This window comes from Okeania hirsuta (genome assembly GCF_003838195.1).
GTDB lineage: Bacteria > Cyanobacteriota > Cyanobacteriia > Cyanobacteriales > Microcoleaceae > Okeania > Okeania hirsuta.
The window spans coordinates 1-25567 of record NZ_RCBY01000042.1 but is presented as its reverse complement, the minus strand read 5'-3'; the positions used below and the strand labels follow the sequence as shown (position 1 = coordinate 25567).

At 36.2% G+C, this 25567-nt stretch carries 22 protein-coding genes and 1 pseudogene; 9 read left to right on the top strand and 14 right to left on the bottom strand.

Features of this window, described 5'->3' with window-relative positions; all coding sequences use genetic code 11:
- Nucleotides 1–44: 44 nt before the first annotated feature.
- Genes D5R40_RS09895 through D5R40_RS09890 form a run of 3 tightly spaced genes read right to left on the bottom strand, consistent with a single transcriptional unit; the run spans nt 45 to nt 3040 of the window.
- The gene (locus D5R40_RS09895; RefSeq protein ID WP_124145640.1) at nt 45–1019 is read right to left on the bottom strand and encodes a lysylphosphatidylglycerol synthase transmembrane domain-containing protein; all 975 of its coding nucleotides are present in this window, start codon (nt 1017–1019) and stop codon (nt 45–47) included.
- Nucleotides 1020–1074: 55 nt separating this feature from the next.
- Nucleotides 1075–1245, bottom strand: coding sequence for a hypothetical protein (locus tag D5R40_RS34945; RefSeq protein ID WP_161564587.1), 171 nt, complete (start codon nt 1243–1245; stop codon nt 1075–1077).
- Complete coding sequence (locus D5R40_RS09890) at nt 1223–3040, bottom strand: aspartate kinase (RefSeq protein ID WP_124145639.1); 1818 nt, start codon at nt 3038–3040, stop codon at nt 1223–1225. The genes D5R40_RS34945 and D5R40_RS09890 overlap by 23 nt, the downstream gene beginning before the upstream one ends.
- Before the next feature lie 165 nt (nt 3041–3205).
- On the opposite strand from D5R40_RS09890, the gene D5R40_RS09885 reads away from it, so the two are divergent.
- From D5R40_RS09885 to D5R40_RS09875, 3 genes are all read left to right on the top strand, one after another.
- Complete coding sequence (locus D5R40_RS09885) at nt 3206–3415, top strand: hypothetical protein (RefSeq protein ID WP_124145638.1); 210 nt, start codon at nt 3206–3208, stop codon at nt 3413–3415.
- A gap of 59 nt (nt 3416–3474) precedes the next feature.
- The gene (locus D5R40_RS09880) at nt 3475–4647 is read left to right on the top strand and encodes a zinc-dependent alcohol dehydrogenase (RefSeq protein WP_161564586.1); all 1173 of its coding nucleotides are present in this window, start codon (nt 3475–3477) and stop codon (nt 4645–4647) included.
- Nucleotides 4648–4908: 261 nt separating this feature from the next.
- Nucleotides 4909–6696, top strand: a complete 1788-nt coding sequence (locus tag D5R40_RS09875; RefSeq protein WP_124154582.1) for a metallophosphoesterase family protein — start codon at nt 4909–4911, stop codon at nt 6694–6696.
- A 230-nt stretch (nt 6697–6926) separates the two neighbouring features.
- Here D5R40_RS09875 and D5R40_RS09870 read toward each other — a convergent pair whose 3' ends face one another.
- Nucleotides 6927–8084 (bottom strand): DUF819 family protein, encoded by a 1158-nt coding sequence (locus D5R40_RS09870; RefSeq protein WP_124154576.1) that lies wholly within the window; start codon nt 8082–8084, stop codon nt 6927–6929.
- A 510-nt stretch (nt 8085–8594) separates the two neighbouring features.
- Here D5R40_RS09870 and D5R40_RS09865 point away from each other — a divergent pair.
- On the top strand, nt 8595–9527 hold the full coding sequence (locus D5R40_RS09865) for a lipid kinase (protein WP_124154575.1): 933 nt from the start codon (nt 8595–8597) through the stop codon (nt 9525–9527).
- A gap of 142 nt (nt 9528–9669) precedes the next feature.
- On the opposite strand, the gene D5R40_RS09860 is transcribed toward D5R40_RS09865, so the two are convergent.
- The 4 genes and pseudogenes from D5R40_RS09860 to D5R40_RS39380 all read right to left on the bottom strand — a co-directional run bounded on the left by D5R40_RS09860 (nt 9670) and on the right by D5R40_RS39380 (nt 10787).
- On the bottom strand, nt 9670–10005 hold the full coding sequence (locus D5R40_RS09860) for a XisI protein (protein WP_124145634.1): 336 nt from the start codon (nt 10003–10005) through the stop codon (nt 9670–9672).
- Entirely contained in the window at nt 9993–10226 is a 234-nt protein-coding gene (locus tag D5R40_RS09855; RefSeq protein ID WP_161564965.1) for an element excision factor XisH family protein, read from the bottom strand. Before D5R40_RS09855 ends, D5R40_RS09860 begins: the two co-directional genes overlap by 13 nt.
- 218 nt (nt 10227–10444) lie before the next feature.
- Nucleotides 10445–10568: pseudogene (locus tag D5R40_RS09850) on the bottom strand (element excision factor XisH family protein); the annotation flags it as partial.
- A gap of 87 nt (nt 10569–10655) precedes the next feature.
- Nucleotides 10656–10787, bottom strand: a complete 132-nt coding sequence (locus tag D5R40_RS39380) for an element excision factor XisH family protein (protein ID WP_205127413.1) — start codon at nt 10785–10787, stop codon at nt 10656–10658.
- A 292-nt stretch (nt 10788–11079) separates the two neighbouring features.
- On the opposite strand from D5R40_RS39380, the gene D5R40_RS09840 reads away from it, so the two are divergent.
- The 3 genes from D5R40_RS09840 to D5R40_RS09830 all read left to right on the top strand — a co-directional run bounded on the left by D5R40_RS09840 (nt 11080) and on the right by D5R40_RS09830 (nt 13306).
- Nucleotides 11080–11703, top strand: a complete 624-nt coding sequence (locus tag D5R40_RS09840; RefSeq protein ID WP_124154574.1) for a 7-carboxy-7-deazaguanine synthase QueE — start codon at nt 11080–11082, stop codon at nt 11701–11703.
- 697 nt (nt 11704–12400) lie between these two features.
- Nucleotides 12401–12586 carry a hypothetical protein gene (locus D5R40_RS09835; protein ID WP_124145631.1) on the top strand — a complete coding sequence of 62 codons (186 nt, stop codon included), beginning with the start codon at nt 12401–12403 and terminating at the stop codon, nt 12584–12586.
- Between the two features lie 141 nt (nt 12587–12727).
- Nucleotides 12728–13306 carry a hypothetical protein gene (locus tag D5R40_RS09830; RefSeq protein ID WP_124145630.1) on the top strand — a complete coding sequence of 193 codons (579 nt, stop codon included), beginning with the start codon at nt 12728–12730 and terminating at the stop codon, nt 13304–13306.
- 352 nt (nt 13307–13658) lie between these two features.
- Here the strand turns inward: D5R40_RS09830 and D5R40_RS09825 are convergent, their stop codons facing one another.
- From D5R40_RS09825 to D5R40_RS09810, 4 genes are all read right to left on the bottom strand, one after another.
- A complete protein-coding gene (locus D5R40_RS09825; protein WP_124154573.1) occupies nt 13659–15419 on the bottom strand; it encodes a bifunctional serine/threonine-protein kinase/formylglycine-generating enzyme family protein in 1761 nt (586 codons plus the stop codon).
- A 670-nt stretch (nt 15420–16089) separates the two neighbouring features.
- Nucleotides 16090–17409 carry a HEAT repeat domain-containing protein gene (locus D5R40_RS09820; protein ID WP_124154572.1) on the bottom strand — a complete coding sequence of 440 codons (1320 nt, stop codon included), beginning with the start codon at nt 17407–17409 and terminating at the stop codon, nt 16090–16092.
- 516 nt (nt 17410–17925) lie between these two features.
- Entirely contained in the window at nt 17926–19350 is a 1425-nt protein-coding gene (locus D5R40_RS09815) for an NADP-dependent isocitrate dehydrogenase (protein WP_124145627.1), read from the bottom strand.
- 571 nt (nt 19351–19921) lie between these two features.
- Nucleotides 19922–20413 carry an FxLYD domain-containing protein gene (locus D5R40_RS09810; RefSeq protein WP_124154571.1) on the bottom strand — a complete coding sequence of 164 codons (492 nt, stop codon included), beginning with the start codon at nt 20411–20413 and terminating at the stop codon, nt 19922–19924.
- A gap of 362 nt (nt 20414–20775) precedes the next feature.
- On the opposite strand from D5R40_RS09810, the gene D5R40_RS34940 reads away from it, so the two are divergent.
- Complete coding sequence (locus D5R40_RS34940) at nt 20776–20937, top strand: hypothetical protein (RefSeq protein ID WP_161564963.1); 162 nt, start codon at nt 20776–20778, stop codon at nt 20935–20937.
- Nucleotides 20938–21047: 110 nt separating this feature from the next.
- Here the strand turns inward: D5R40_RS34940 and D5R40_RS09805 are convergent, their stop codons facing one another.
- Both D5R40_RS09805 and D5R40_RS09800 read right to left on the bottom strand, forming a co-directional pair.
- Nucleotides 21048–22685: a flavin monoamine oxidase family protein gene (locus D5R40_RS09805; protein WP_124146079.1), complete on the bottom strand. Its 1638-nt coding sequence runs from the start codon at nt 22683–22685 to the stop codon at nt 21048–21050.
- Nucleotides 22686–22720: 35 nt separating this feature from the next.
- On the bottom strand, nt 22721–24436 hold the full coding sequence (locus D5R40_RS09800; RefSeq protein ID WP_124154570.1) for a flavin monoamine oxidase family protein: 1716 nt from the start codon (nt 24434–24436) through the stop codon (nt 22721–22723).
- Between the two features lie 120 nt (nt 24437–24556).
- Between D5R40_RS09800 and D5R40_RS09795 the strand changes: the two genes are divergently transcribed.
- Nucleotides 24557–25447, top strand: a complete 891-nt coding sequence (locus D5R40_RS09795) for a PPC domain-containing protein (protein ID WP_124154569.1) — start codon at nt 24557–24559, stop codon at nt 25445–25447.
- Nucleotides 25448–25567: the final 120 nt, after the last annotated feature.

Below are 25567 nucleotides of genomic sequence, written 5' to 3'. Positions count from 1 at the left end.
AGCAATGGCTGATGGCTGATTGCTGATTGCTGACAGCTAAATGCTTACTGAGATTTTCTAATATTCTGCATTTTTTCCATAGCCATTAAATATTGTCCGAAAAATGGTAAACCAGCAATTGCTGGTAATACATAACGGGATGTACAAAGTAATCCTAAAGCTGCTCCAACTTCTGTAGAAAAATAAGGTTGATAAAACAGAATAAAAGCAGCATCACGAGTACCAACTCCAGCAAAAGTTAAAGGTAATAATCCAGCCAAAATTGCTAAGGGAGATAATGCTAAACTTGCCAAAAGTGGAACCGAAACATTTAACGCTAGAGTAAAAAACCAAATTTGTAATAAATGCCCGAACCAGATAAATATTGAAGTAGTAGCAATTTTGGTTAATTGTGCTTTGTCGTGCCAAAAATATCTGTGCATTTCTATCCAAGAATGCTCTAAACTATCAATCTTTGAATCTATTTTTTTCGGAGCAATTTTTCGTGCTATTTGAAAAAATATATTGGTAAATTTGCGAGAAGATAATAATAATAATCCAATAATTAATCCTAAAGTGACTCCGGCAGTCATTACCCAAAATAATAAATCTTTTTCTGGATAAACAATCAATCCAAAAGCACACCATATTAACAAAGAAACTAAATCACAAGCCTTTTCAAATATCACTAGAGAAAGAGATAAACTTCCCTCTAAATGTCCTCTTTGTTTCATAAAATAAGCTTTGACAATATCTCCCATTTTTGAGGGTAATATCATATTTAATACACTGGCAGCTAAAATTAATTGATTTGCTTCTCTAAAATTTAGATAAGATGATGATTTACTCCCTCTTTTTGGCATTAATTGTTGTAACCGCCAAGCAGTTAACATTGTCAATGGCGCTATCATACTAACACTGATTACCATCCATACAGGGTGAGAATTTTGGAATACTTTTATCAGTCCAGTAAAATCAATTTTCCAATAGATAGCTGTCAGAATAAGTAAACTGATAATTATAGAAATTAGTCGTTTCATAAGGGATGCTCAAGTCTTTAACTTAGTCTAAATGTAAGCATTCAGCTATCAGCAGTCAGCTATCAGCTAAATGCTGACCATTTTTTCCATTATTTTCGGATAATAACTTATATCCAGTCCGCCTAATTAGTAATAAAAAACTTTCTTCTTCTCTTCCTTCTTTTTTCCTCCTGACTTCTGACTCCTGACTTCTGACTCCTTCTTCAATATGCTGGAACTTTAACAACCTCACTACCAGATAAACCAAAAGCTTTATGAATAGCTTGCAACGCTTTTACACCATCCTCCTCTTCTACCACACAACTAATTTTAATTTCCGAAGTAGCAATCATCAAAATGTTGATTTGACTTGCTGCCAACGCCTCAAACATTTGTGCTGCTACCCCTGGATGGGCAATCATTCCAGAACCGACTACACTCACTTTAGAAATAGCACTCTCCAACACCACTTCTCCCCAACCAAACTCTAATGCTGCATTTGCCAAAATTTGATATGCAGTTTCTCCCTCTGGTTGGGAAACAGTAAAAGCAATATCACGAGTCAAAACCCCATCCACACTATGACAACGTTGTGACTGAATAATCATATCCACACTAATATTATTCTGCGCCAACAAACCAAATATTTTAGCTGCAATACCTGGGGTATCTGGAATGTAACGCACCGCTAGTCTTGCTTGCTTTATGTCTAAAGCAACTGCTCGCACTGGTGAGGAAACTTCTTCCGACTCAGAAGCAGCAGAGTTACTAGAAATATCTGCAACATCCACATCAAATGCTTGACACAAAGAATGAACTGCCTTTTCACAGTCTTCTGCATCAACCACACAACTGACCTTAACTTCCGAAGTAGAAATCATTAATATATTTACTCCTGCTGCTGCCAAAGTCTCAAACATTTTTGCTGCTACTTGTGGTCGTCCGATCATTCCCGCACCCACAAGACTGACTTTAGCAATAGGTCGCTCTTGTGTTTTGACTTCCGGTTCGCCCAAAGTGGGGTCAGAATTCTTACCTAAAGCAGGTAGTATAGCATCCGCTACCGCTGCCGCTTGTTTCAAGGTATCTTTCCCGACAGTGAAGGCAATATCATTAGTATTACTTTCGTGAATAGACTGAATAATCAAATCTACATCTATATTTTGTACGGCAATACCAGCAAATAATTTAGCTGCCACACCAGGGCGATCGGGAACGTGCAACAGAGAAACTCCTCCTTGGTTAATGTCATATTCCACAGCATCTACAGATTTTGTCAACTCCAAATCTTGCAAAGCACGATGTTGGGGTATTGGGGAAACTACACGAGTACCAGGAGCATCGCTCCAACTAGATAAAACTACTAATGGCATTCCATAATTTCTAGCAATTTCAACTGCCCTGGGATGCAGCACTTTTGCCCCTAAACTTGCCAACTCCAACATTTCATCACAGGTAATGTCTGACATTAACTGTGCTTCGGGTACTATGCGGGGGTCGGTTGTTAAGATTCCAGGTACGTCTGTATATATTTCGCACCTTTCTGCTTGGAGTGCTGCTGCCAATGCAACTGCAGAAGTATCCGAACCGCCTCTACCTAATGTTGTGATTTCCTGGTGGCGAGTCTGACTAATACCTTGAAAACCTGCAACGACTACAACTTCTCCCATTTGGAGATGTTCTTCTATGCGTTCGGTTTGAATATGTAAAATACGAGCGCGGGAATGTTCAGCTTCTGTGACTATTCCTACCTGCGCTCCGGTAAGAGAAATAGCTGGCACTCCCAACTCTTTCAAGGCCATGCTCATCAGAGCGATGGTAACTTGTTCCCCTGTGGATAGTAGCATATCCATTTCTCGACGACAGGGGTTGGAAGAGATTTCGTTTGCTAGTTTAACTAAACCGTCTGTGGTTTTTCCCATTGCTGAAACGACTACTACTACCGAGCGATCGCTGGCTGTTTTAGCAATACGTTGGGCCACTGCTTTAATTCTTTCCACAGACCCGACTGATGTACCACCGTATTTTTGGACTATTAGCATATTGATTTGAGAATTAGACTATTAAAATATAAACTGTATTAATTTAAATTCTTCCATTAAAAGTTGTAAACCGGATTGATTAAAGTGTATCTTTTTATATTTAATTTGGTGTGATAACTTTAATTTCAGAACATTAAGAAAAATTGGCGTTGGTGAAGCGCGTGTATGATATTAATCTTAATTACTCAGGAGTCAGGAGTCAGGAGTCAGGAGTCAGGAGGGAAGAAAGAAGAAGAAAGAGGAATAGAAGGAGAAAGTTTTTTGTTTAGCTGGCGTAAAACGCACGTTAACGTTACGCGACAGGTCAAGGTACCATTCAGGACTGAAAACGCGGAGCGCGGAACGGAGTTCTATCACACTCTGACCCGGACATGATATTATACCTCAAATCACCAACGCCGAAAAATTGTATTAGTTTGACGGAGCAAAACATTATGAACAATCTAATAAACAAAACTGCGACAATGCAAGCGCTCGTTCTGTGGGATCTTGGCAAGTTTGAAGTCCGTGAAGTTCCGAAACCTCAAGTTGGTTCTCATGAAATTCTGTTACGCTCATCAGCAGTTGGTGTATGTGGTTCGGACTTTCACATTTTTTCTGGGGAAAGCAATTTTAATAAGGATAAATATGGTCAACCTATCCCCCTACTCCAACAACCCCAAATTCTAGGTCACGAAATTGTGGGTGTGGTAGAAGAAGTAGGTGTGGAGGTTCAAGATTTGTCTGTAGGCGATCGCGTGGTTCTAGACCAGGGTTTAAATTGTTTGAGTAAAAAGGGAAAATCTCTATGCGAATATTGTCTTACTGGAGATTCCCACCAATGTGAAATTTATCAGGAATATGGCATTACTGGTTTACCAGGAGCTTTCGCTGAATATTTGACAGTTCCTGCTGTGAATGCCATTAAAATAAATTCTGATTTGGAAAGCGTCCACGCTGTCCTCACAGAACCCCTTGGTTGTATGATTCATTCATCAGATGTAGTGGCAAAAACCCGCACCCGCTATAAAATTGGTGCTGAGGAGTTAGAGCGTCGCGTGCAATCAATTCTGATTTTGGGAGCTGGTCCTGGAGGACTTTTATTTACTCAGTACCTACGCAATATCCTGGGATATGAGGGTTTAATTCTGGTCAGCGAACCAAATGCTCGAAAGCGTGAGTTAGTTAAAAGTTTTGGTGCAGATGTCATAGATCCCCAAGAGGTAAATATTGTAGAGGCAGTGAGAGAAAAGACTAATGGACGTTTAGTAGAGTATGTAATTGATGCTTGCGGAAATGGTTTAATTTTTAAATCTATTCCTAGTTTGATTCGCAAACAAGCAACGTTTCTGATGTACGGTTATGGACATGGGGGAGTAGATTTGAGCGTGTTAAACAACTTACAATTTATAGAGACAACATTGGTTTGTGCGACGGGAGGTTCTGGAAAATTCAACGATCAGGGACGCTCATTAACCTACTCTCAAGCACTCCGAGCGCTGGAAGAAAAACAGATAGATGTGTCATCATTGATTACACATCGTTACCACTCCCTGGAAACTATACCACAAGCGTTTATCCATGACCACAAATTGTCGGATTATATTAAAGGTGTGATGGTGTTGTGATCGAGATTAGGATTTAGAAAAACGGGAGTGGGGAAGTAGGGGAGTAGGAAAGAAACTGAAATACATCGTCTTTCTTTTAATTGAAGCTAGCGATAAATTTTTGGCTTTATTCAAAATTGAGATGCACCCTAAATAATGACTTAATAACTCATAGCTGATAGCTGACCGCTGAGCGCTGAATGCTTATACTCATTTTAAACATCTATAATCAAGATGCACTTTCTTGTAGTATTCTTTTTTCAAACTGGTCTAATTATTTCTATGTTTAATCCTCCTCCAGAAATATTTGAGAATCCCAGAGATTATTATCGTAATCCATGGATTTTTGGTATTTTAATTATTGTTGTTATTTTTATATTTATAGTTATGTATTCTCTCGAATCTCCACCCCAATTTTTAACAGATCCATTTCTCCAAGCTCCGACAGAAAATTCTGTACAAGTTGTTTGGTTTACTGAATTTCCTGGCAAAGGTCATTTTGTAGTTTATGGTGAAAATTTGAATCAAGTTATTGAGGCAAATACTACTAAACTTAGTCGTACTAGAGAAGACCAAGATTCTCGCGTAGGAAAACAAACAGAAAAAGGTTTAATTTATCAACAACCTATTATGCGAAATATCTGGCGACATGAGGCAAAAGTTATTGGTTTAACACCTAATATTTCTGTGCCATATAGAATTATTAGCGAAAAGGAAAATGGGGAAAATATGAGGAGCAAAATTTTTACTTTGGCTGCTAAACCTACCCCTGGTAGACCTTTAAAAATTCTCCTAACTTCCGACCATCAATTAAAACCAATGACTTCTGCAAATCTACAAAAAGTCACAGAAACTTTTGATAAATTAGACGCTATTTTTTTTGCTGGAGATTTAGTTAATATTCCCGACCGTGCCTCAGAATGGTTTGATGATAATCGAGGAAATGCTTTTTTTTCTAATCTCCAAGGTAGAGCTAATTATGAATTAGAAAAAGATGGTACAAAAACTATTTATAAAGGTGGGGAGTTAATTCAAAATATGCCTCTTTTTCCAGCAATTGGCAACCACGAAGTTATGGGTATATTTTCCATGAAAACTTCTTTGAATTACCAATTTAGTCAACCCTACCCACGGGATGCTGCATCAGATTTATATAGGCAAAATTCCACAAATATTAATCCTGATATAAATTGGTTAAAAAATAATTCTTTTAATACTTACACTTACCAAGAAATTTTTACCCTTCCTCAAAATGGTTCAGAAGAAAAAAATTACTATGCTGTAACTTTTGGCGATGTACGTTTAGTAGTTTTATATATTACGAATATCTGGAGAGTTCCTCATTTAAGAGATAATGCTAGAGGCAAATATCGGGAACGAAAAAAAGATTTTGATAATCCGGCTGAATGGGGTTATGGCCAGCATATTTTTGAACCTATTAATCAAGGTAGCGAGCAATATAATTGGTTAGAAAAAGAACTGGCAAGTCAGGAATTTAAACAAGCTAAATATAAAGTCGCAATGTTTCACCATCCACCCCATTCTCTTGGTGAAAATATTGCCCCTGCTTATACTAATCCCATACAATTTATTGACCGAGATGAAAATGGCAATATTACGATGATTCGTTATGAATATCCTCAACAAAACGATTATATTATTCGAGATGTTTTACCTTTGTTAGAAACTGCTGGCGTACAGTTAGTATTTTACGGACATTCTCATCTTTGGAATCGCTTTATTAGTCCGAGTGGAATGCACTTTCTAGAAACATCAAATGTGGGTAATAGTTATGGAGCTTATGTAGGAGATAAAAAGCGAAATATACCTTTAGATTACCAGGAAAAATATGCTGAAATTGGTAATCCTAATGGTTTAGAACCGATAATTCCAACCATTGCGCCTTTACTAGATGAAAAGGGAAAACCTCAACCTTATATTGCTAGTAATGATATTACAGTTTTTAGTATTTTTGAGACAGAGACAGGAACAGTTAGTAGTTACTATTTTGATACCAGAAAACCTAATTCTAATGTCGTCAAATTTGATGAATTTAAACTCAGGGAATAGGGAATAGGTAGGGTTTGCCGATCAAATAGCAAAGCATTGACAGATAAAACTTTGAGCAATTTTAGGTCTGGAAAAAGTACCAGCTTTTCGATCAATAGAGCTGAAAAAGTGAGGATTTTGGGGTAACGCGAGGCAGAAAAATTAAGGGACTATTCTTCTGTACGGGCGATTCAGATAGATGCCCCTACAACTCCCAATTCCTCCTGACTCCTGACTCCTTCCCCTATTTTTTAACCCAAAAAATTAGCTAGAGCAACTCCAATAAAAGTAGCTAGAGCATAACCAAAAATACCACAAAGAATGGCAGGAGTTACTAATTGATACCAATTTTTCGCTTTTGCCATAGCAGCAGCAGTAGTAGCACCTCCCAAATTGGCGTTAGAAGCTACAACTAATTCAGCCAATTCTAAGTTTAATAATTTACCACCAAGTAACAGAAAAAGTAAATGAACGGTCAAAATTACCCCAGCGAAAAAAAATAAAACTGGTCCAAATTCTAGAACTTTCCAGATATTAGCACTAGCTCCAATTACGGCAAAAAATATCTGCATTAACAAAGTACCAATTTTGTCTGCTACTGTTAATTTTCCTAAATATTGGGGAAATATTGTGGCTAGAGAAACTATTAAAATAGTGGTGAATAAAATTGCTGCTTTAGGAATACCTAATAAACTAGCAATACTAATGCCTAGTGCACCTGATATTCCACTAATAGCTAATGCTTTACTCATATCTAGAACCGATAATTCTTGTGTGAGTGACTCAGAAAAATTCCTTTTACTTTGTTCTAGGAAGCTTGTATCTTGAGGCAAATTATTACCAGGAAAAAATTGTTTTACCCATTTCAGAGAAGGTAAAGCAAATAAAAGTAGAAAAAACAAAGTCATAGCCAAATTATCTGCTGCTGTTCCTGCAGCTAACAAATCTCCTGAATCTAAATTTAATTCGATAATTTGAGCAGTGGCAAAAAAATTCACAGATCCACCTATATAAGTAGCACAGAAAACTCCAGCTAATTTCCAATCTAACTCGCCTATAGGAATCAAATAATATGCTAGTATAGTTCCCAAAATTGTTCCCAAAGCACCTAAAAAATAAGCAATTAAAACTCGCCCACATTCATGCATAATTTGTAGTATATTAGCTTGAAATAAAAGCAGAGGAATAGAAAAGGGAACCAGAAAAGACCAAACTACATTATAGACAGGAGCATCAATAGGTATAATTCTTAGATTCGACAGAAAAAATGTTACTAGCATAGTTATGACAGCACCAGATATACTTGCACCCCACTTTTTCTGTTCTGACCAAAAACCAATAGTTGCTGCTGAGAGAAGAATTGCCCAAATAGCAAAATTTTGCTCAGGTTGAATCAAACTGTTTGTCATAACCAGTCGAAAATTGTTTTTCAAAGATAACAAAATTCTACAAAAATATGTTACAGCAGTTTCCGAAGTTATGAGGTACATATATTGATACTTTTAGGGAGTAGGGAGTAGAGAGGATGGGAATTAGGGTAGTGAACAAGCAAAAAATATTTACCCCGTCAGTTGTACCGCATTAGTTTGAAATCTGCTGTATACCAATTCCCAAAAATAATGCTATACTTCCAATGCGACTTCAGTTATTAAGTAATAATAATAATTCAGTAATATTTGTAAGGATTATCAGCATTAATCCAAAATATTTTATGCTTTTAAAGCCTACTCCTTACTCCCTACTCCCTACTCCCAAGGAAATGTAGCAAAACTTTTGAGAAATGGTATTAGTAAATGCAATAAATATCTCCTATTTCAGCAATAATATGAAATCCGGTTATAAATTTATCGTATTTGCTACTTCTGATTTCTTACTTAAATCCTTCCTTTTTTTCTTACTTTTAACTTTTGACTTCCTTTATGAATCAAAATCAAATAGAATCAAAAAAAGCTCTTTTATTAATTAATCCCCATGCTAGAAAAGTCACTAATAATTTACATTTAGCTTTAAATTATTTACAAGATTTTGGCTTAGAAGTTATTTGCAAAGAAACTCAATCTCCCCAGGATTTTAACCATTTTATTCAAAACTATAAAAACCAGGTAAATATGGTAATCATTGGTGGTGGAGATGGCACATTAAACTTGGCAGTAGATGCTCTAGTAGAAACAGGTTTACCCTTGGGAATTTTACCATTAGGAACAGCTAACGACCTAGCTAGAACTTTAGGAATTCCTGATTCTTTATTTGAAGCTTGTCGAGCGATCGCTACAGGTAAAAAACGTTATATAGATTTAGGCGTAGTTAATGGCAAATATTTTTTCAATGTTGCTAGTATCGGATTAAGTGTAGATATTACTAACAATTTAACTAAGGAAGCTAAACGTCGATGGGGTGTATTAGCTTATGCTATTACTGCCAGTAAAATGATTTTAAAAAGTCGCCCTTTTACTGCAGAAATTCGCTGCAATGGTGAAACAAAAATAGTTAAAACTCTGCAAGTTGCGGTAGGAAATGGCAGACATTATGGAGGTGGCATGACTATTGCTCACGATGCTACAATTGATGACCAAAGACTAGATTTATACAGTTTAGAAATTAAGTATTGTTGGCAATTTATCGGTATGTTGCCTTCTATATGGCAAGGAAAATATCAAGAAAATTTTGGATTTCGTTTCCTCTCTGGTTCTGTATTTAATGTTTATACCCGCAAACCTCGTCCTATTAATACAGACGGGGAAATTGTTACTTATACTCCAGCACATTTCCAGGTAGTTCCTTTAGCTTTAGCCGTTATTGTACCCAGGAAACTAACAACTGAAAAAGAAAAACTTAACCCTGTAATTGATTAGTGCCGCTACGCGGAAGTCAAAAGTAAGAAGTCAAAATTCAAAAGTAAGAAGGAAATTATAGTGATCAATAGGAGTCAACGATTCAGTAAGTATTTATGATTAATATTTAACTGAGAATTTGACTCTTGATAACCGACTCCAATTAACTCATCCCATACTCGGTAAATTGCCTCATATAGGGGGAATGAAATCCTAAAACAATATCATGTTTGGGAACTCCTAATGTCACTAATTCTTCAGCAAGATCGACCTCGGTTCCGTTGTATTGTATCCAGATTTTTTCGTTAATAATATCGACGTGCATAATACAACCATAAATTCGCCTCCTTTGATGCCAACCCACCCTAAATAATAAATAATTGTCTCCTTCTAGATGAAAAATTAATTCGGTTCTGACATCTTCTAGATCGAGTTTGTATTGCCCGTATTCGGAAATTACTTTTTTAATTGCTTCTCGGTACTTTTCTAGTTTTTCCATTCAATAATTACCTCCATATCTGAATCATAAACTATTAGTTTAATTTCGTTGTATGCGATGGCAGTCTGGATAAATGGTCTGCTAAAAAAATCTCGATTTGCTTCTACAGGAATAGCTAAATAAAGGACGCGGGACGATTTTATTTCTTTCAAAGCTAAACTGTAATTAGGGTTTGCTGAAAAAGTCTTATGGGTAAGGGTAGGAGACAGGAGACAACCCACCCCTAACCCCTCCCAGGAGGGGAAAGACAGGAGACAGGAGAAATGGGAATTATAGAGGAGGTAGGAGGAAGAATAATCAAGGGATTATTCTGCGCAACTATGCGCCTAAAATGCTAATTTTTTGAACAATTACGACATAAAAGCTTGGACTTTTTTTCACTAAAAAATGCGCTCAACCAATATAAGTCAATGCTTTTAGATTTAATCAGCAAACCCTAATTAATAAACTGTCCGACGGCAAGATGGAAATCATAAATTGCCGATTTTCCCAGGAAACTTTTAATCTCAACAGCGATTTTTTGCCCCTCTTTTTCAGCCAGCAATTAATTTTTCTGCACCTAGTGCCGCTACGCGGAAGTCAAAAGTCAAAAGTCAAAAGTCAAAAGTTAAAAGTATTGATTTGTAATTGTTTTAGGATTTTGTAACTGGTCAGTTATTTCCACCATCCTGCACTAGATCGATAAACATTCCTACGTCACCAAGTGGATCGTGAGTTATAGTCCATCCTTCTTTTTCAAGGGCACGTTTGACTGTATCGTGAAAAATATCTTTAGCAGGCATTGTTTAAAGTGTTTCTACTTATATAGTCATTTTAAATAAGAATGAAATACTTTTTCTGCTGAAATTTTTTCTCTTATAGCAATTCCTAAAAAGTGTGAGGTACAAAATTTTAGGCTTGAGGGAAAAGGGAATAGGAAATAGGGAATAGAAAAAAAATCAAAACGAGTGTACCTCATAACTTTGGGAATTGCTATAAAGAAAAGCTTGTCTCAATCTAAACTGAAATGACTAATAAGATTGAATATGTCTATTATTAAAGACTTTTTCAGCAAACCCTATTTATAACTCAAACATGACAGAAAAATTAATAATTCCCATACATGAAACATTCCAAAAAACTATTCAAGGAGAAGGCTATTGGACAGGTACACCAGTAGATTTTATTCGTCTTGCTGGTTGCCCAGTAGGCTGTCATTATTGTGATACTGGTTATGCCAATGGAGGAGTTGATTTACCAAGGCAAATTAGAACTTTTGATGAGTTAATTAATGAGTTATTTTCTCCCAGAGTTGTTATTTCTGGTGGTGAACCTTTTATCCATAAACAGTTACCTAATCTAGTGAACAAAATAGAAGCTACTGGCAGACAAGTTTCTATAGAAACATCCGGTTGCTATTGGCAAGAAATTTCACATCAGACTTGGATAACCCTTAGCCCTAAACAACATATTAGTTCTAAATATCCAGTTGTAAAACAGATGTGGATGCGGGCATCAGAAATAAAATTAGTAATAGAAACTGGTAAAGAGTTAGAATTTTATAGTAAAATTTTACTGGCAAATAATAATATTCCAGTTTTTCTCCAGCCAGAATGGTACAGTCGTAATCTTGCCTTACCATTGGTCCTAGAATTACTCCAAGAATATCCTAATTACCGCCTATCAGTGCAGTTACATAAATATTTGGGAATACAATAATTTATAGTATGAAATTTAGGGATAAAAACCATGTAAAACGTAAGTTTAAACCCAATTAAAATTCAAGAGCATTACATTTTTTTAAGGCTGAGAAGATTTGAACCTAATATCTGTTCTAGAACTTAATAAAGACCTGATTCAAAGTTTGGGACTTGAGTTCGATCCTTCCTACTTATTCCGTCTTTCTTTCCTAAGATCTCTTGCAAAAGTTTTAATTAAATCAATTAAATATATGAAATCAACAATTCCCTATTCCCTATTCCCTATTCCTTGACTTCTGCAAGAAGTCTCTAGAAAATGCTGTACAAACCAGTAAACCCTCAAATTAAAAAAAGCTGTCTATTTATAAAATAAACAGCTAGTTCAGAACTGCAGATGGAGATACACCCTGATAGTTAAATGAAATAGTAGATGCCCCTGATGGATAACTCCTAGATGGACTAATTACCTGATGGTTTAACTCCCTAATGGCTTAGTCTCCACATCCCAAATAGCAGGATTGGGGAGAAAATAGTGATTAAGACTACTAACACCTCACTTCCGGCTTTTGTGATCCATCAGGTCGTGCCTATGCTTCTTTTATAATTGCAGACTGGTTCATCGGAAGACAAGAGGTCTTTTGCAACAACCCACTTTTTACAGGTTGCAGAGCATCGCGAGTCTATCTAAAACAACTAAACAGGGTTCATCTACTACTATGAAACAGAATATTATCATTTTTGGGTTAATGGCCTCCGCAGGCTTGACGTTTTGCCAACTACCAAAGGCCACAGCCTATAATTTGAGGCCATCTACTGAGAGTACCATTGAAAAGAGTCAGATAATTAGTTATGAAGGCACTGATGAAGATGGTGAAACGGAAGAAGTGGAAAATAAAAAATAATCACGAAGGCCGAAATAACTTCCTGGAGACAGTAAAGACAAATTAGAGTGGATATTCAGATATGGGTAGAACTATATGTTACTAATTAGGATTCTACCCTAGATTATCCTTGTATGATGTTCTGATTACTATTATCGAAAAATGATGGACACAACGACTACTACACGAAGAAAAAGGGTTATTACAAGAACTGCAGAAAGAAGACAAGCCACTCCTAAAGAAAGACAATTAATCCATTTGTTAGCTAATCTTGGTTGTAGTTGCGCAAAATATGCCTTCCAACACTCCTCTAGTAAAGGGAAAATACCTCCTGAAGACCGAAAGCATTTGGCAGAGTGGCACTATCTCCGGTTACAGCAAATTCGCCGGGTAGAAAGGAGTCTAGAACCTGTGGCCCAACTTAAGCGTGTTTACTATCGAAGTCAACTCAGTCCCAGATCTCTTAAGTCCCTAAAACTCCTGTGGGCTGAGGAGGACAAACCAAGAGTGAAGAGGGTTGCTCCTGAATTGGATGAGCTATTAAGTTTAGCCCTTAATTTAGGAGATACCCTCAAACAGATATTTCATACTGTTGAATGTGGGGAAAGGGTTTTTTCTAGAACTCCTATACAAGGGGTGGGAGTAGTGCCATTGTGGGTTAATGAGTGGGAAGAGTCCGACTATGATATTAATTTCTTTCCTCCTTCTTTCCCTGATTGGGCTCAAATTGTTGATGACTAAGTTTCTGACACAAATTAAGTCATAAATTCTAGAATTAGAAACTACTATGTTCTAACCAATTCAATATTTGCTATAGTTTTCGGTCAAACTCTCCCATAAAATTTTTGCTAAATATTATCTAAATATTTAGGTGGGGAGAGCTGACAAATTTCGGTCGGGGATTTGAAAGTTACAAAAATTAATTTTTTTCAATAAAATTTTAAATTCCAACTTATCCATGAGGAATTTACCAAGATTTTATTTTTTGTTAATTTTTTTGCCTGTACCTCCAAAAATATTTGTGATATGTCAAGTAAAGCATAGGGATTAGAACATCAAAATAGTCAGTTTTTCCTCTAAAGTCTCTTCATTCCTAAATTGAAAAAATATGAGAAACTGCCACTCTAAAACCTACTGACTTACACTTACTTCTGGGAGTTTTCCAATTTCTATTTGCACTACGACAACCTTTAGAATAATTCAAGTATCCTCCTCCTCTCAACATTCTGTAGTTATAATTGCCATCTTTTTCCCACACATTACTATCTGAAGGAGCACCCTGATAATTATTATGCCAGGGGTCGGCACACCACTCCCAGACATTGCCATGAAGATCGTATAATCCAAAAGCATTGGGTGGAAAACTACCCACATCTGTTGTTTGTTCGCGATAATTTTGTTGTAATGAACAAGCATAAGCTTCTTCGCCATTATAGTTTGCTAGGTCAGTTATTAGACTATTACCAAAGTAAAATAATGTAGTTGTTTCTCCACGACAAATATATTCCCATTCTGCTTCTGATAGTAACCGATAAGTTTTTCCAGTTTGAGCAGATAGCTGACGACAAAATTCAATTGCGTTATACCAAGACACCATTTCTACTGGTCTATTTTCTCCTTTGAAATAAGCTGGGTTTTTGCCCATTATTGCTTGCCACTGTGCTTGAGTAATGGGATATTTGCTAACAAATAAAGGTGTTATTGTAACTTGATGTTGTGGACTTTCTGTTTCCCATTTTTCTGCTGCTGTTTTTGAGGAACCCATTAAGAAAGTATTGCCAGGAATAGATACCATTTCTAGGAAAATATCATTGGCGATATTTTCAATAAATTGTTGAGTTTCCCGTTGCTCTTTTTGGGTTTCAATTATTTCGCCTTTTGGGTTTATTTTGATTGTTAAATATTCAAATTTAAAAGTTTGCAATTCGAGTTCAAAACTAGAATAAACAGTTAGTAATTCGGGAGGAGTGTCGGAAATTATTGGCAGAGTTGCTGGCAAAGTAGAGGGTAAATTAGTTATGACAAATTCTTCTAGTGGTGACAATAAAGTTAACCATTCAGCAACAAATTGAGGCCGTTCTTCTGGCTCTAATTTCATGCCTTTAATAATTGCATCATTGACTCGATCGCTAATTTGGGAATTATATTTTTTTGGTGGAATTAATGGTATTTTTCCTTCTTGTCTGACTTTTGCTGGTGTTGGCATTTCACCTGTCAATAAAACGTATAGAGTTGCTGCTAGAGCATATATATCAGTAAAAGCTCCCCGTTTTGCTCGTCTTTCGTATTGTTCAATTGGTGCAAAATACAATGTACTATCTGTTGTATGAGTTTGTACGCTGCCGCTATTAAATTCTCGTGCTAAACCAAAATCAATTAATACTGCTTCTAAAGTATCTCGACGTAGCAGAATATTTTGAGGTTTAACATCCCGATGCAAAAATCCTTGATTATGTATAAATGTTAGTGCTTCTCCTACTTGTTTAATTAGATGTATTGCTTTACTTTCTGATATAACTCCGTGTTGCTCTTCACGATAAATTCCTAAGTCATCCCCATCTATATATTCCATCACCATGCACCATAATTTATTTTCTTTAAAAAGGCGATGAACTTCTACAATATTGGGATGACGGCATTTTGCTAAACATAAGGCTTCATTTAAAAAATTTTCTTGATGTTTGTCAAAATTGGGTTTACGTTGTACTCGATAATTGAGAGTTTTAATCGCAACTAATTGATTAGAGCTTTGTTCTAAAGCACGATAAGTAATACCGAAACCGCCAATACCAAGCAGGTCTTGAATTATATATTTGCCATTTTGTAGTTGTTTACCTGATTTCCAGTATTTCATTTTATTAATAGGGGATTCAGGATTTTAAGTTATACCATTTTGAAAAAAGAATGTTACGAATAATAAGCATTATTAAAAGACTTTAAAGGAGATGTCCCTTTGACAAAAAAGAGAATTACATAGGTAAAAAATGGTATTGAAGCCATTCCCGTGTGACTCCTGACTTCCCCTCCCAGGAGGGGGAGGGGCGAGGGGTGGGTTGACTCCTCAGAAATATCCTAGTTATTTTTAGCAAAAATTTATCAAATTGGTATTATCCCTGGAATTAGAGCTAAAAATAGGGGCAAATTATACCTCAGATAATCATATAATAACATAGTTTTGACTCAGTTAGTCAATCCAGGATGAAAACTGTTTATCTCAGTGCTTAAATAACTGATAATTAATACTAATTCGAGCCAATAATTTTACTGATTGAAGAAGGAAGAAAGAAGAAATAAGAAGGAAGAAAAAATGGATGGGGATAGTCAACGACCTGCCACTTCCTGTCTACAAAGCCCAACCAATTGTAAACACCGTGTGGACGGTAGGGTATTAAACCCAAAATAAAAAGATAATTTTTCATTTCTCTTGAATACTAATTCCTTCTGCCAAGATAATAAGTTAATAACTCATAGCTGAAGTGCTGACTGCTGAAGTGCTGAATGCTGAATGCTTACCTAACACCTTCTTAATAATTCCATTCAGCAATAGCTGTAGCTATTCCTGTTTTTAACTCATATTTGATGTTTGCTTTTTGAGATAAATAAATAAGTTGTTGATATGCTCTTTCTGAATCTAATTTTTTCAATGCTGCTATACAATGAAGCCTAACACTAGCATCATTTTCTTCTAATAACTGAATGAGATAATCTAGAGCGCGAATATCTCCCAAATATCCCAATGCTAAAACTAAAGAATTTTTGACACGGACGCTTTCTAAAACTGAATTATTACTTCTGAGAAATTCAATCAAAATTTCTGTAGCTTTTGGCTTTAATTCCTGACGCTCAATTTTACCTAATGCTGTAATAATTTCATTAACAATTTGTGGTTGATGTTCAACTGCAACTAATAAATTATCTCCGAGTAAACTTTGTAGATATTCCACAGATACTTGAGTTTCAACCCAACTTAAAGCACGCACTGCATCCAGCTTTAAAAAAACAGGAACATTCGTTGTTTGTAAAAGTTCAAATAAAGCCGTTGCTGCTGTATTTGTACCGATTTTTCCTATAGCGATCGCCACTTGTTGACAAACTTCAAAATTAATATCCCACAGTAAAGGTTGTAGCAACTTCACCAAACTTAATTCTTCGTGTAAATTATCATAAGAACTTAACCCTATTACTGCTTCTTTTCTAACTTGAGCTACTGTATCTTTTAAAGCCGAAATTAAGACAAAAGGCAACCGAGAATCATGGTAATTACTCAAGGCAGTAATAGCATTTTTTCTAACTTCATAATTGCCGTCTTTTACTACAGTTAATAACGGTGTTATGGTGCTAGAAGAATTAATTTTAGCTAAAGCTTTTGTTGCTAATAATCGTGAATCTGGCTTGGCCAATAAATCTGTTAAAATATCAACTGCTGAATCTCCTAAAATTGCCAAAGTATCTGCTGCTATTTCTTGTAAATCTTTCGCCTCTGAACTAATAATTATATTTTTCAGAGCTTCTCGAACTTCCTCACTGTTAAAATCTGCCAATATCCGAGCTACAAACCAACGTCTTTCTAAGTCTAAATCTTCATCTTGAACCATTTCAATTAATGGAGCGATCGCTGGTTTACCAATCTGCTTAAATAGTTTATAAATATCCCATCTTTCTTGAAAATCTCCATTTTTCAGAACTGTTATTGCTAGGTCGAGCACCACATCTAAATCGGCATTTTCTAACCAATCAACACAGGTCTTTTGAGATGCTAATAAAAATTGCTGTAAATACTGATTAACTAAAGACCAATTTTTTTCTTGGCTAGCTGTTTTTGCTTGTTCGAGAAGATTTGACATAACTGAATAATTTTTTAAATATTAAGCTTTAAGATATAGCAATAGATATTTTCAGAAAAGAGAGAACAGGGAACAGGGAACAGAAAAAATAATTGATAATTTATAGATAAGAATTGATTTTATTTTTAATTCTTACGCCTGTGTATAATCGAAGGAAAGGGCGCGGATATATCAAAAGCTAATATGAAATACTAAATCTCCTAGATAACAAAAACTTTCTTCTGCCATATCAGGTATTAGCTGAAAAGTTAATAGTACTAGTGCAGAATTGCGGAAATAATTGACCAGTTACAAAATCCTAAAACAATTACAAATCAATACTTTTGACTTTTGACTTCCGCGTAGCGACACTAGATGAATAACATTTGTACCTATTATTTACCGAATAATTAAGGTTTAAAGCCTCTCCTTTAAAGAAGAAAGAAGAAAAAAATTTCCTTTTAGTCAATCCTCTTCTTTTCAAGGAGAAGTAATTGTTAATTATTACTTATTAATTGTTGAACACCTAACACTTATCTAATCTTTAAAATGTTTGATAATTGCATCAGCAAACTCAGAACATTTTAAAGCTTCTACAGGTGGTTCCATTAACCTTGCCAAATCATAAGTTACTTCACCATTAGAAATAGCAACCTCAAGACCTTTTTTAATCAAATCAGCAGCTTCTTGCCAACCCATATATTCCAACATCATCACACCAGAAAGAATCAAAGAACCAGGATTAACTCTATCTAAACCTGCGTGTTTTGGTGCAGTGCCATGGGTCGCCTCAAAAATAGCACATTCATCACCAATATTAGCACCAGGCCCCATACCTAAACCACCAACAATAGCAGCAGCAGCATCAGATAAATAATCCCCATTCAAATTCATAGTTGCCAGAATAGAATATTCCCCTGGTCTAGTTTGAATTTGTTGGAAAATACTATCAGCAATACGGTCATTTACCATTATTTTATCTTGCCATTTTCCATCCCCATGACTATCCCAAATAGCTCCTAATACATCCTCAACTTCTTGACAGATTTCAGCTTTTTTTTCTGCTGTTAAAGCATCATAACCAGGGTCAATTTTTCGAGCATTTTCTTCACTACTAATATTAGGATTTTCTTCCTTATTAGAAAGAATCCAAGATTCTCTTTCCGTCACACATTCAGTCCGAAATTCAGTAGTTGCTAATTCATAACCCCAGTCACGAAATGCACCTTCAGTGTACTTCATAATATTACCCTTATGCACCAAAGTTACCATTTGTTTTGACTTGGGTAAACGTAAAGCATTTTGGATGGCACGTTTAACTAACCGTTGCGAACCAGTTTTACTAATAGGTTTAATACCGATACCCGAGTCGAGGCGAATTTGCTTTTTGCCATGTTCGGGAGTAGCAGGAATTAATTCTTTGTTTAAAATGTCAATCAACTTACTAGCAATATCAGTACCCTCGCGCCATTCTATTCCTAAATAAATATCTTCGGTATTTTCCCGATAAATAATCACATCTAATTTTTCCGGACTTTTGTGAGGAGAAGGGGTACCTGTGTAATACCTACAAGGGCGAACACAAGCATATAAATCGTTAATTTGACGCAATGCCACATTTAAGGAGCGAATACCCCCACCGATAGGAGTTGTCAAAGGACCCTTAATGGCAATACCGTATTCTTTAATAGCGTTGAGAGTATCTTCCGGCAAATATTGGAAAGTGCCATATTTTTCACAAGCTTCGTCACCAGCGTAAACCTTAAACCAATTGATTTTGCGTTTATCTCCATAGGCAGTAGCGATCGCGGCATCAAAGACTTTTTGAGATGCTGGCCATAAATCTACCCCTGTACCATCGCCCCGAATAAATGGGATAATGGGGTCGTCTGGAACATTAGGTTGACCGTTGCTGAAACTGACTTTAGAACCTGTGGTTGGGGGAGTTATTTTTTCGTACATACTTCGATCGTCTAGACTACAATATTTTTCTTTGTGTCCAGATTATGGATCTATAATTGTATATCTTTAAATATATCTATGATTTTTTTATAATTTAAGTTGAAGTTAAGAAGGAAGAGGGAAGAGAAAAGAAGGGAAGAAAGAGTTTAATTATTTTTGTAGGTTTTTGCCGGATAAAAGTAGCATAAATAGCAGAATTTTGCTATAGCAATTCTCATACTGGTGAGGTACAAAATTTGAGGCTTGAGGGAACAGGGAACACCGGAGCTGGGAACAGGGAATAAAAAGACAAAAAGATAACTGTACCTCACGACCTTGGGAAACGCTATAGTATATTATCTTTGCAAAAGTATATTACTTTTAAAGACTCAAGAAAAATCCTAATGTTGATAGAAAAACAGATGGAGATATTTGAATTACAAAAACAGGCTTACAATTATGCAAATGAATTATAAGTAATTACCTAAATAAACAAAAAAATTCAAGCAACAGAATTTCTAATACTGTTAATTATCACACATCATTTTTGAACTTCTGAATTCTAAATTATGAATTCTAAATTCTGACTTCATTATTCACTCCATTCAACAAAAGTTGTTTCTACTTTAGCTCCTGGGGAAACATTACCTTTAAAAGATGCTACTTTTCCTGGCTCAACCGTACTAGGTTCAGCATAAATAAACCCATTATCAATAATATTTCCAGCATCATCTAATACTTGATAATTTACCTTAATTTGCTTCACAGTTTGACAACTTTGATTAGCAACTTTACCAGTTAAAAAATTACCATCGTAGTTAATATTACTAATCGGTATTTCTGTAGCTTTAACTTTTTCTGATTCTGATTTGCAGCTAACTTTTTTGCTTTCATTAATAGCTTCTCTATCGCCACATAGATTAACTAAATTAATAATTTTTCCCTCTGTAGTTTCCATATAACAAATTGGGTTATCAAATTCAGATTTTTGAGCAAATATATTCACTATATTACTCTGTAATAATTGATCATAAACTCCCCCGTGTAACAATGGTATTAATATAGTAAAATAGAAGTATTTCATAGTAACTATTAATTATATCATGTCCGCTGGGGCGCGTTTGTGTAAAACCAAGGGTGAATGTCTACAGGAAATTTACGTTTTTTCAATCTTTTAAGCCTTCTTCTCTCTTCCTTCTTCCTTACCTTCACGCTTACAATACCGATGCTATCAGACATGATATTACTGGTAAATTTATTTTTACGCTTTTCAGATAGTTTTAAACCACTAATATCAAATCCGCTCGGGTTCGGTATAAAAAATTTTTCATCCTCAGCGCAAATGTGCAAATCTTTCGCGCATTCTCTTCCCTCCTGACTCCTGACTCCTGAGTTTCTATCCTGGGAGGGGGAGGGGCGAGGGGTGGGTTGACTCCTAAGTAGGGTTTGCTGAAAAAGTATTTTAGTAGGGGTAGGAGACAGGAGACAGGAGACAGGAGACAGGAGAAATGGGAATTTAGAGGAAGTAGGAGCGGGCGTTTTGTCTCAAGATTGTTCTGCCCAACTATGCGCCTAAAATACGCTCCATGCATGAGCGTTTTAGACTGAAACAGGCGCACTTTTTTCGTTCCCAAAAAGGCACTTGTCTTTATATGTCAATGCTTTTATATTTAATCAGCAAGCCCTAAGTAATGCGCGATTAATATCATACACCCGCTTCACCAACGCCGCTGACTTCTCATTGCTTCAACACTACCTTTTAAACCTAAATCTTGTAAAATTTCCATAGCAGCTATTTCACCTGTCTGACACCCACCTTCCATATAACCTTGATTTTCTAGAAAAGATGTATGCTCCCCGGCAAAAAATATATTACCCACTCGCTCTCTTTCTACACCATAAAACTTTGTCCACTCCCCCGGTTTGTAACATAAATAAGAACCGTGAGTATAAACTTCTCCTGGCCAATAACTACGAATTGTTCGATCTGACATGGAAATATTACTAATACCAGGAAAAACCTGTTCGAGTTGGGAATTCAATTTTTGAGCATGAATTTCAGGACTACCAGTTCCTATTGCTACACCCTCAGTACCACCAACAAATTGTGTAATCAAACCCATACCTGGATGATAACGACTCTCAGAAGTTTCCCAAGTGTTTTGAAACCCTAAATCTAAATAGATATCAGCTGTAGAATTGTAGCGAGTACGCCAAATTTTTTCTTGATAAGTAGTAGTTAACTTAGAATTAGTTCCGTAACTAGCAGTATCTATAGATAACTTTTTCAAAGGTGGCAAATCTACATTAAGCTGAACTTCTCTTAACAAAGTTAAGGGTAATGTTAGCAAAATTCTCTCATAAGTACGCTCAAAGGTACTATTGCCCGACCTTAATACCACTCGATACCGACCATCAGAAAGATCATTGATCGCCTCTAATATTGTTCCCGTCTCAATAGAATTGGAGACTAAACTTGCCAACTTTTGGGGGATCAGTTCGTTACCTCCCTGTACATTAAAAAGTTGCTCCATAACACCAATAATGCCAAACTTACCTACTTGAGTACCTATTATATAGATTAAATTGAGACTAGACTGCTCTTCCATATTTAGACCGTAGTAAGTTTCATAAGCAGCTTTGACTAGCTGGCGAATTACTGGTGTAGTTTGAGGAATTCGGTCTAAATATTCGGCAATAGAGATATGATCTAGTTCTACTGCTGCCGGAATTTTTGTGGTGTAGTCTTTAAAATTAGCGATCGCTTTAAAATCTCTGTTAATCTGCTCTGCAATTGGTGCAAAGTCTGTGGTAATTTCTGCTAATGAAACCTTGCGACCTTCAAAAAAGTAAGTCTCTTGTGTTTCCAAGTTTTCATCGACTGCCTGCAAATCTACAAGATGTAATCCTAATTCCTCAATCAAACTGCGCAGATAAGTATGCTCGGTGTAGATAAATTCCCCACCAAGTTCAACAGCAAATGGAGTACCTAATGCTTTTTGGCGAGTTCGGATTCTACCTCCTACCCGGTTACTAGCTTCAATCACGTTTACTGGAACTCCCGCTTGAGTTAGACGATAAGCAGCAGTTAATCCGGCAATTCCTGCTCCTACTATTAATACTGGAGTTGTTTGAGATATTGCCCTTTCTCCACCCTTGGACAAAAGGGAAACTTTAAATTTTTGAGCTAAGTCTAAACCACCTTTTAATAAGCGAGTGCAAGCATTCGGAAATTTCCTAGCTTTAGCTTCTTTTACCATTCCTAATAATTCATCACTAGGGATACCAGTTTCTCTTGACATTCTGGCAATAGTATGAGCACGACCTAGTATTGTCATCACCGAAGATTTAGTCATTTTTGAGATCTCATTTTCTACAGTTAGCCTTCTGATTATTTTATTTGTGGCAAATTCCGTTTTTCCCGAACATACTTAGCTCCAGGTAGTCTGCGAGGTTTAGTTTGAATTTCCGACTGTACAGATCGTTTAACTCTTAACGCTTCAGTAGTTGCTATTAAATCCAAATCATCTAAAATTTCTATCGCAGCAACTTCACCACTATCACAACCACCTTCTATCCAACCTTGATATTCCAAAGAAGTATGTTCGCCAGCAAAAAATATATTCCCCACACGCTCTCCCTCCACACCATAAAATTGCGTCCACTCCCCTGGTCTGTAACACAAATAAGAACCACGAGCAAAAGGATCTCCAGGCCAATAACTACGAATTGCTTGGGATGGCATCGCCACGCTACTGATATCAGGAAAAACAAGTTCTAGTTGAGCATTTAACTGTTGAGCGTGGGTTTGAGCAGTAGCAGATCCTATTGCTACACCCTGAGTACCACCAACAAATTGTGTAATCAAACCAGGACCTGGAATGTAACGACTTTCCGCAGTTTCCCAAGTAGCTTGAAATCCTAAGTCTGAAATAACATTACCTCTGGAGTTGTAGCGAGTACGCCAGATTTTTTCTTGATAAGCAGTAGTTAACTTAGAGTTCGTTCCGTAACTAGCAGTATTTATAGATGACCTTTTCACAGGAGGGATATCTACATTAAGCTGAACTTGTCGCAGCACACTGAAGGGTAATGTCAGTAAAATTCGTTCATAAGTGCGGTCAAAGGTACTATGACCCGACCTTAATGCTACTCGATATCGACCATCAGAAAGAGAGTCGATCGCTTCTAGCACTGTTCCTGTCTCAATGGAATTGAAAAGTATATTTGCCAACCCTTGGGGAATTTGTTCGCTCCCCCCCTCTACATGAAAACGTTCATCACTGGTACCAAGAGGTTCAAACTCTCCCGGTTCAGTACCTATTAAAAAGAGTAGATTCAGACAAGACTGTTCTTCAGTGTCGAGACCATAGTCACCCGTGTAAATAATTCGGATTAGTTGACGGACTGTTGATGTAGTTTCAGGAATCCGGTCTAAATATTCGGCGATGGAGATATTATCTAGTTCTACTGCTGCTGGTATAGGTGTGGTATAGTCTTCAAATTCATCGATCGCTTCTAAATCTGCATCAATTTGTTCAGCAACTGGCGCAAAGTCTCTAATCAGTTCTTCTATTGGTACTCTACGATTTCCAATAAAGTAAGTGTCCTGTATTCCTAAGCTCTCATCCACTGCCAATAAGTCTACCAGATTTAATCCTAATTCTTCTGCTATACCACGGGTACAAAAATGATCTGTATCAATGAATTCCCCACCCAATTCCACTGAGAATGGTGTACCTAACGCTTTTTGGGTAGTTAGCATTCTACCCCCTACTCGGTTCTTAGCTTCTATCACATTTACTGGTACTCCTGCCTGAGTAAGGCGGTAAGCTGCAGTTAATCCCGCAATTCCAGCGCCTACTATTAATATAGGTGTTTGTTGAGCCATTGCTCGTTGTCCACCCTTGAAGAAATTAGAAGCTGCCATTGCTCCAGCAAATCCTAAACCACCTTGTAATAAACGACGGCGAGTAGTCCGAAATTTATTACTTTGAGCTTCTCTTACCATTCCTAATAACTCATCGCTGGGAATGCCAGTTTTTTTAGACATTCTGGCAATACCATAAGCGCGACGTAGGATGTTCATTAAAGAAGATTTACTCATAATTAATGTCCCTTAATTTTTAATTATAAATTTTGAATTTAAAGCATACATAAATGAACGATTGTAGTAAGATAACATTGCTTAGGTTGCAATGTAAACTCAAAAATAAACTTTTAAGAAATGTTAACTATTGAAACTCTGTTTGATGAAGGATTTTATTTATTTCAAAACCCCGATGTTGTAGATGAAATTGCTGCGGGTAATTTCAGTAGTGGTTTGGAACATTTTGTGAATGTGGGTCAATTTGAAAATCGCGACCCCAATGCTTTATTTGATACTAGCTTTTATCTCGAAATTAATACTGATATAGCTGCTGCTATTGAGGAAGATAATCTGACGGCAGTGGAACATTTTCTTAGGTTTGGTCAATTTGAATTGCGCGACCCTAGTCCTTTATTTACTAATTTATTTTATAGAGCAAATCCTGATTTTGCTACAACATTAGAGTCAGCAGGATTAACACCTTTTGAACATTTTGTCAGATTTGGTCAATTTGAAAATCGCGACCCTAGTTTTTTGTTTGATACAGATTTTTATCTTGCTCAAAATCAGGATGTAGTGGAGTTATTAAATAATGGTATTTTTAGTAGTGCAATTCAACATTATATTTTAGTTGGTTTGCCAGAAAATCGTTTGAGTACTCCTCCAGATTTTAGAGATGATTTGTTAAATATTAATGCCGATCTTGGTGTTTTGGGAAGTGCAGAATTTAGCAATTTTATTGGAGATGGAAATCCAGTAGATGTTTATAGTTTTATTTTGAATACTCCTAGTAGTTTAGATGTTGTATTAACTGGTTTAGTTGGGGATGCAGATGTGGAGTTAATTGAGGATATTAATAATAATGGAGTGGCAGAAACTTTAGAGGTTTTTGCTGAGTCAAGAAATGTGGGTACTGTTGATGAAATAATAGGTGTTGATTTCTTACCAGAGGGTAATTATTTTGTCCGAGTTTCTGAGTTTAGTGGTCATACAAATTATTCTTTGTTTTTAGAAGCTAGTCCAATTTAGAGTAATTAATCATAATAGGGTGGGTAAATTTTGAGTTATCATCAAGTAACTATAAATTTTTCCTCTTTATTTGCCTGCCCTAAATTTAGTTATAAGTTATTCAGTTGACGAAGGAAACCA

Coding starts and splice junctions, on each gene's coding strand:
- D5R40_RS09870 (WP_124154576.1), bottom strand. CDS start 8,084: ATGACAAACAGTTTGATTCAACCTGAGCAAAATTTTGCTATTTGGGCA.
- D5R40_RS09800 (WP_124154570.1), bottom strand. CDS start 24,436: ATGAGTAAATCTTCTTTAATGAACATCCTACGTCGCGCTTATGGTATT.
- D5R40_RS09865 (WP_124154575.1), top strand. CDS start 8,595: ATGAATCAAAATCAAATAGAATCAAAAAAAGCTCTTTTATTAATTAAT.
- D5R40_RS09795 (WP_124154569.1), top strand. CDS start 24,557: ATGTTAACTATTGAAACTCTGTTTGATGAAGGATTTTATTTATTTCAA.
- D5R40_RS09875 (WP_124154582.1), top strand. CDS start 4,909: ATGTTTAATCCTCCTCCAGAAATATTTGAGAATCCCAGAGATTATTAT.
- D5R40_RS09835 (WP_124145631.1), top strand. CDS start 12,401: ATGAAACAGAATATTATCATTTTTGGGTTAATGGCCTCCGCAGGCTTG.
- D5R40_RS39380 (WP_205127413.1), bottom strand. CDS start 10,787: ATGCCTGCTAAAGATATTTTTCACGATACAGTCAAACGTGCCCTTGAA.
- D5R40_RS09895 (WP_124145640.1), bottom strand. CDS start 1,019: ATGAAACGACTAATTTCTATAATTATCAGTTTACTTATTCTGACAGCT.
- D5R40_RS09815 (WP_124145627.1), bottom strand. CDS start 19,350: ATGTACGAAAAAATAACTCCCCCAACCACAGGTTCTAAAGTCAGTTTC.
- D5R40_RS09885 (WP_124145638.1), top strand. CDS start 3,206: ATGATATTAATCTTAATTACTCAGGAGTCAGGAGTCAGGAGTCAGGAG.
- D5R40_RS09810 (WP_124154571.1), bottom strand. CDS start 20,413: ATGAAATACTTCTATTTTACTATATTAATACCATTGTTACACGGGGGA.
- D5R40_RS09840 (WP_124154574.1), top strand. CDS start 11,080: ATGACAGAAAAATTAATAATTCCCATACATGAAACATTCCAAAAAACT.
- D5R40_RS09860 (WP_124145634.1), bottom strand. CDS start 10,005: ATGGAAAAACTAGAAAAGTACCGAGAAGCAATTAAAAAAGTAATTTCC.
- D5R40_RS09820 (WP_124154572.1), bottom strand. CDS start 17,409: ATGTCAAATCTTCTCGAACAAGCAAAAACAGCTAGCCAAGAAAAAAAT.
- D5R40_RS09830 (WP_124145630.1), top strand. CDS start 12,728: ATGATGGACACAACGACTACTACACGAAGAAAAAGGGTTATTACAAGA.
- D5R40_RS09880 (WP_161564586.1), top strand. CDS start 3,475: ATGAACAATCTAATAAACAAAACTGCGACAATGCAAGCGCTCGTTCTG.
- D5R40_RS09825 (WP_124154573.1), bottom strand. CDS start 15,419: ATGAAATACTGGAAATCAGGTAAACAACTACAAAATGGCAAATATATA.
- D5R40_RS09805 (WP_124146079.1), bottom strand. CDS start 22,685: ATGACTAAATCTTCGGTGATGACAATACTAGGTCGTGCTCATACTATT.
- D5R40_RS09890 (WP_124145639.1), bottom strand. CDS start 3,040: ATGCTAATAGTCCAAAAATACGGTGGTACATCAGTCGGGTCTGTGGAA.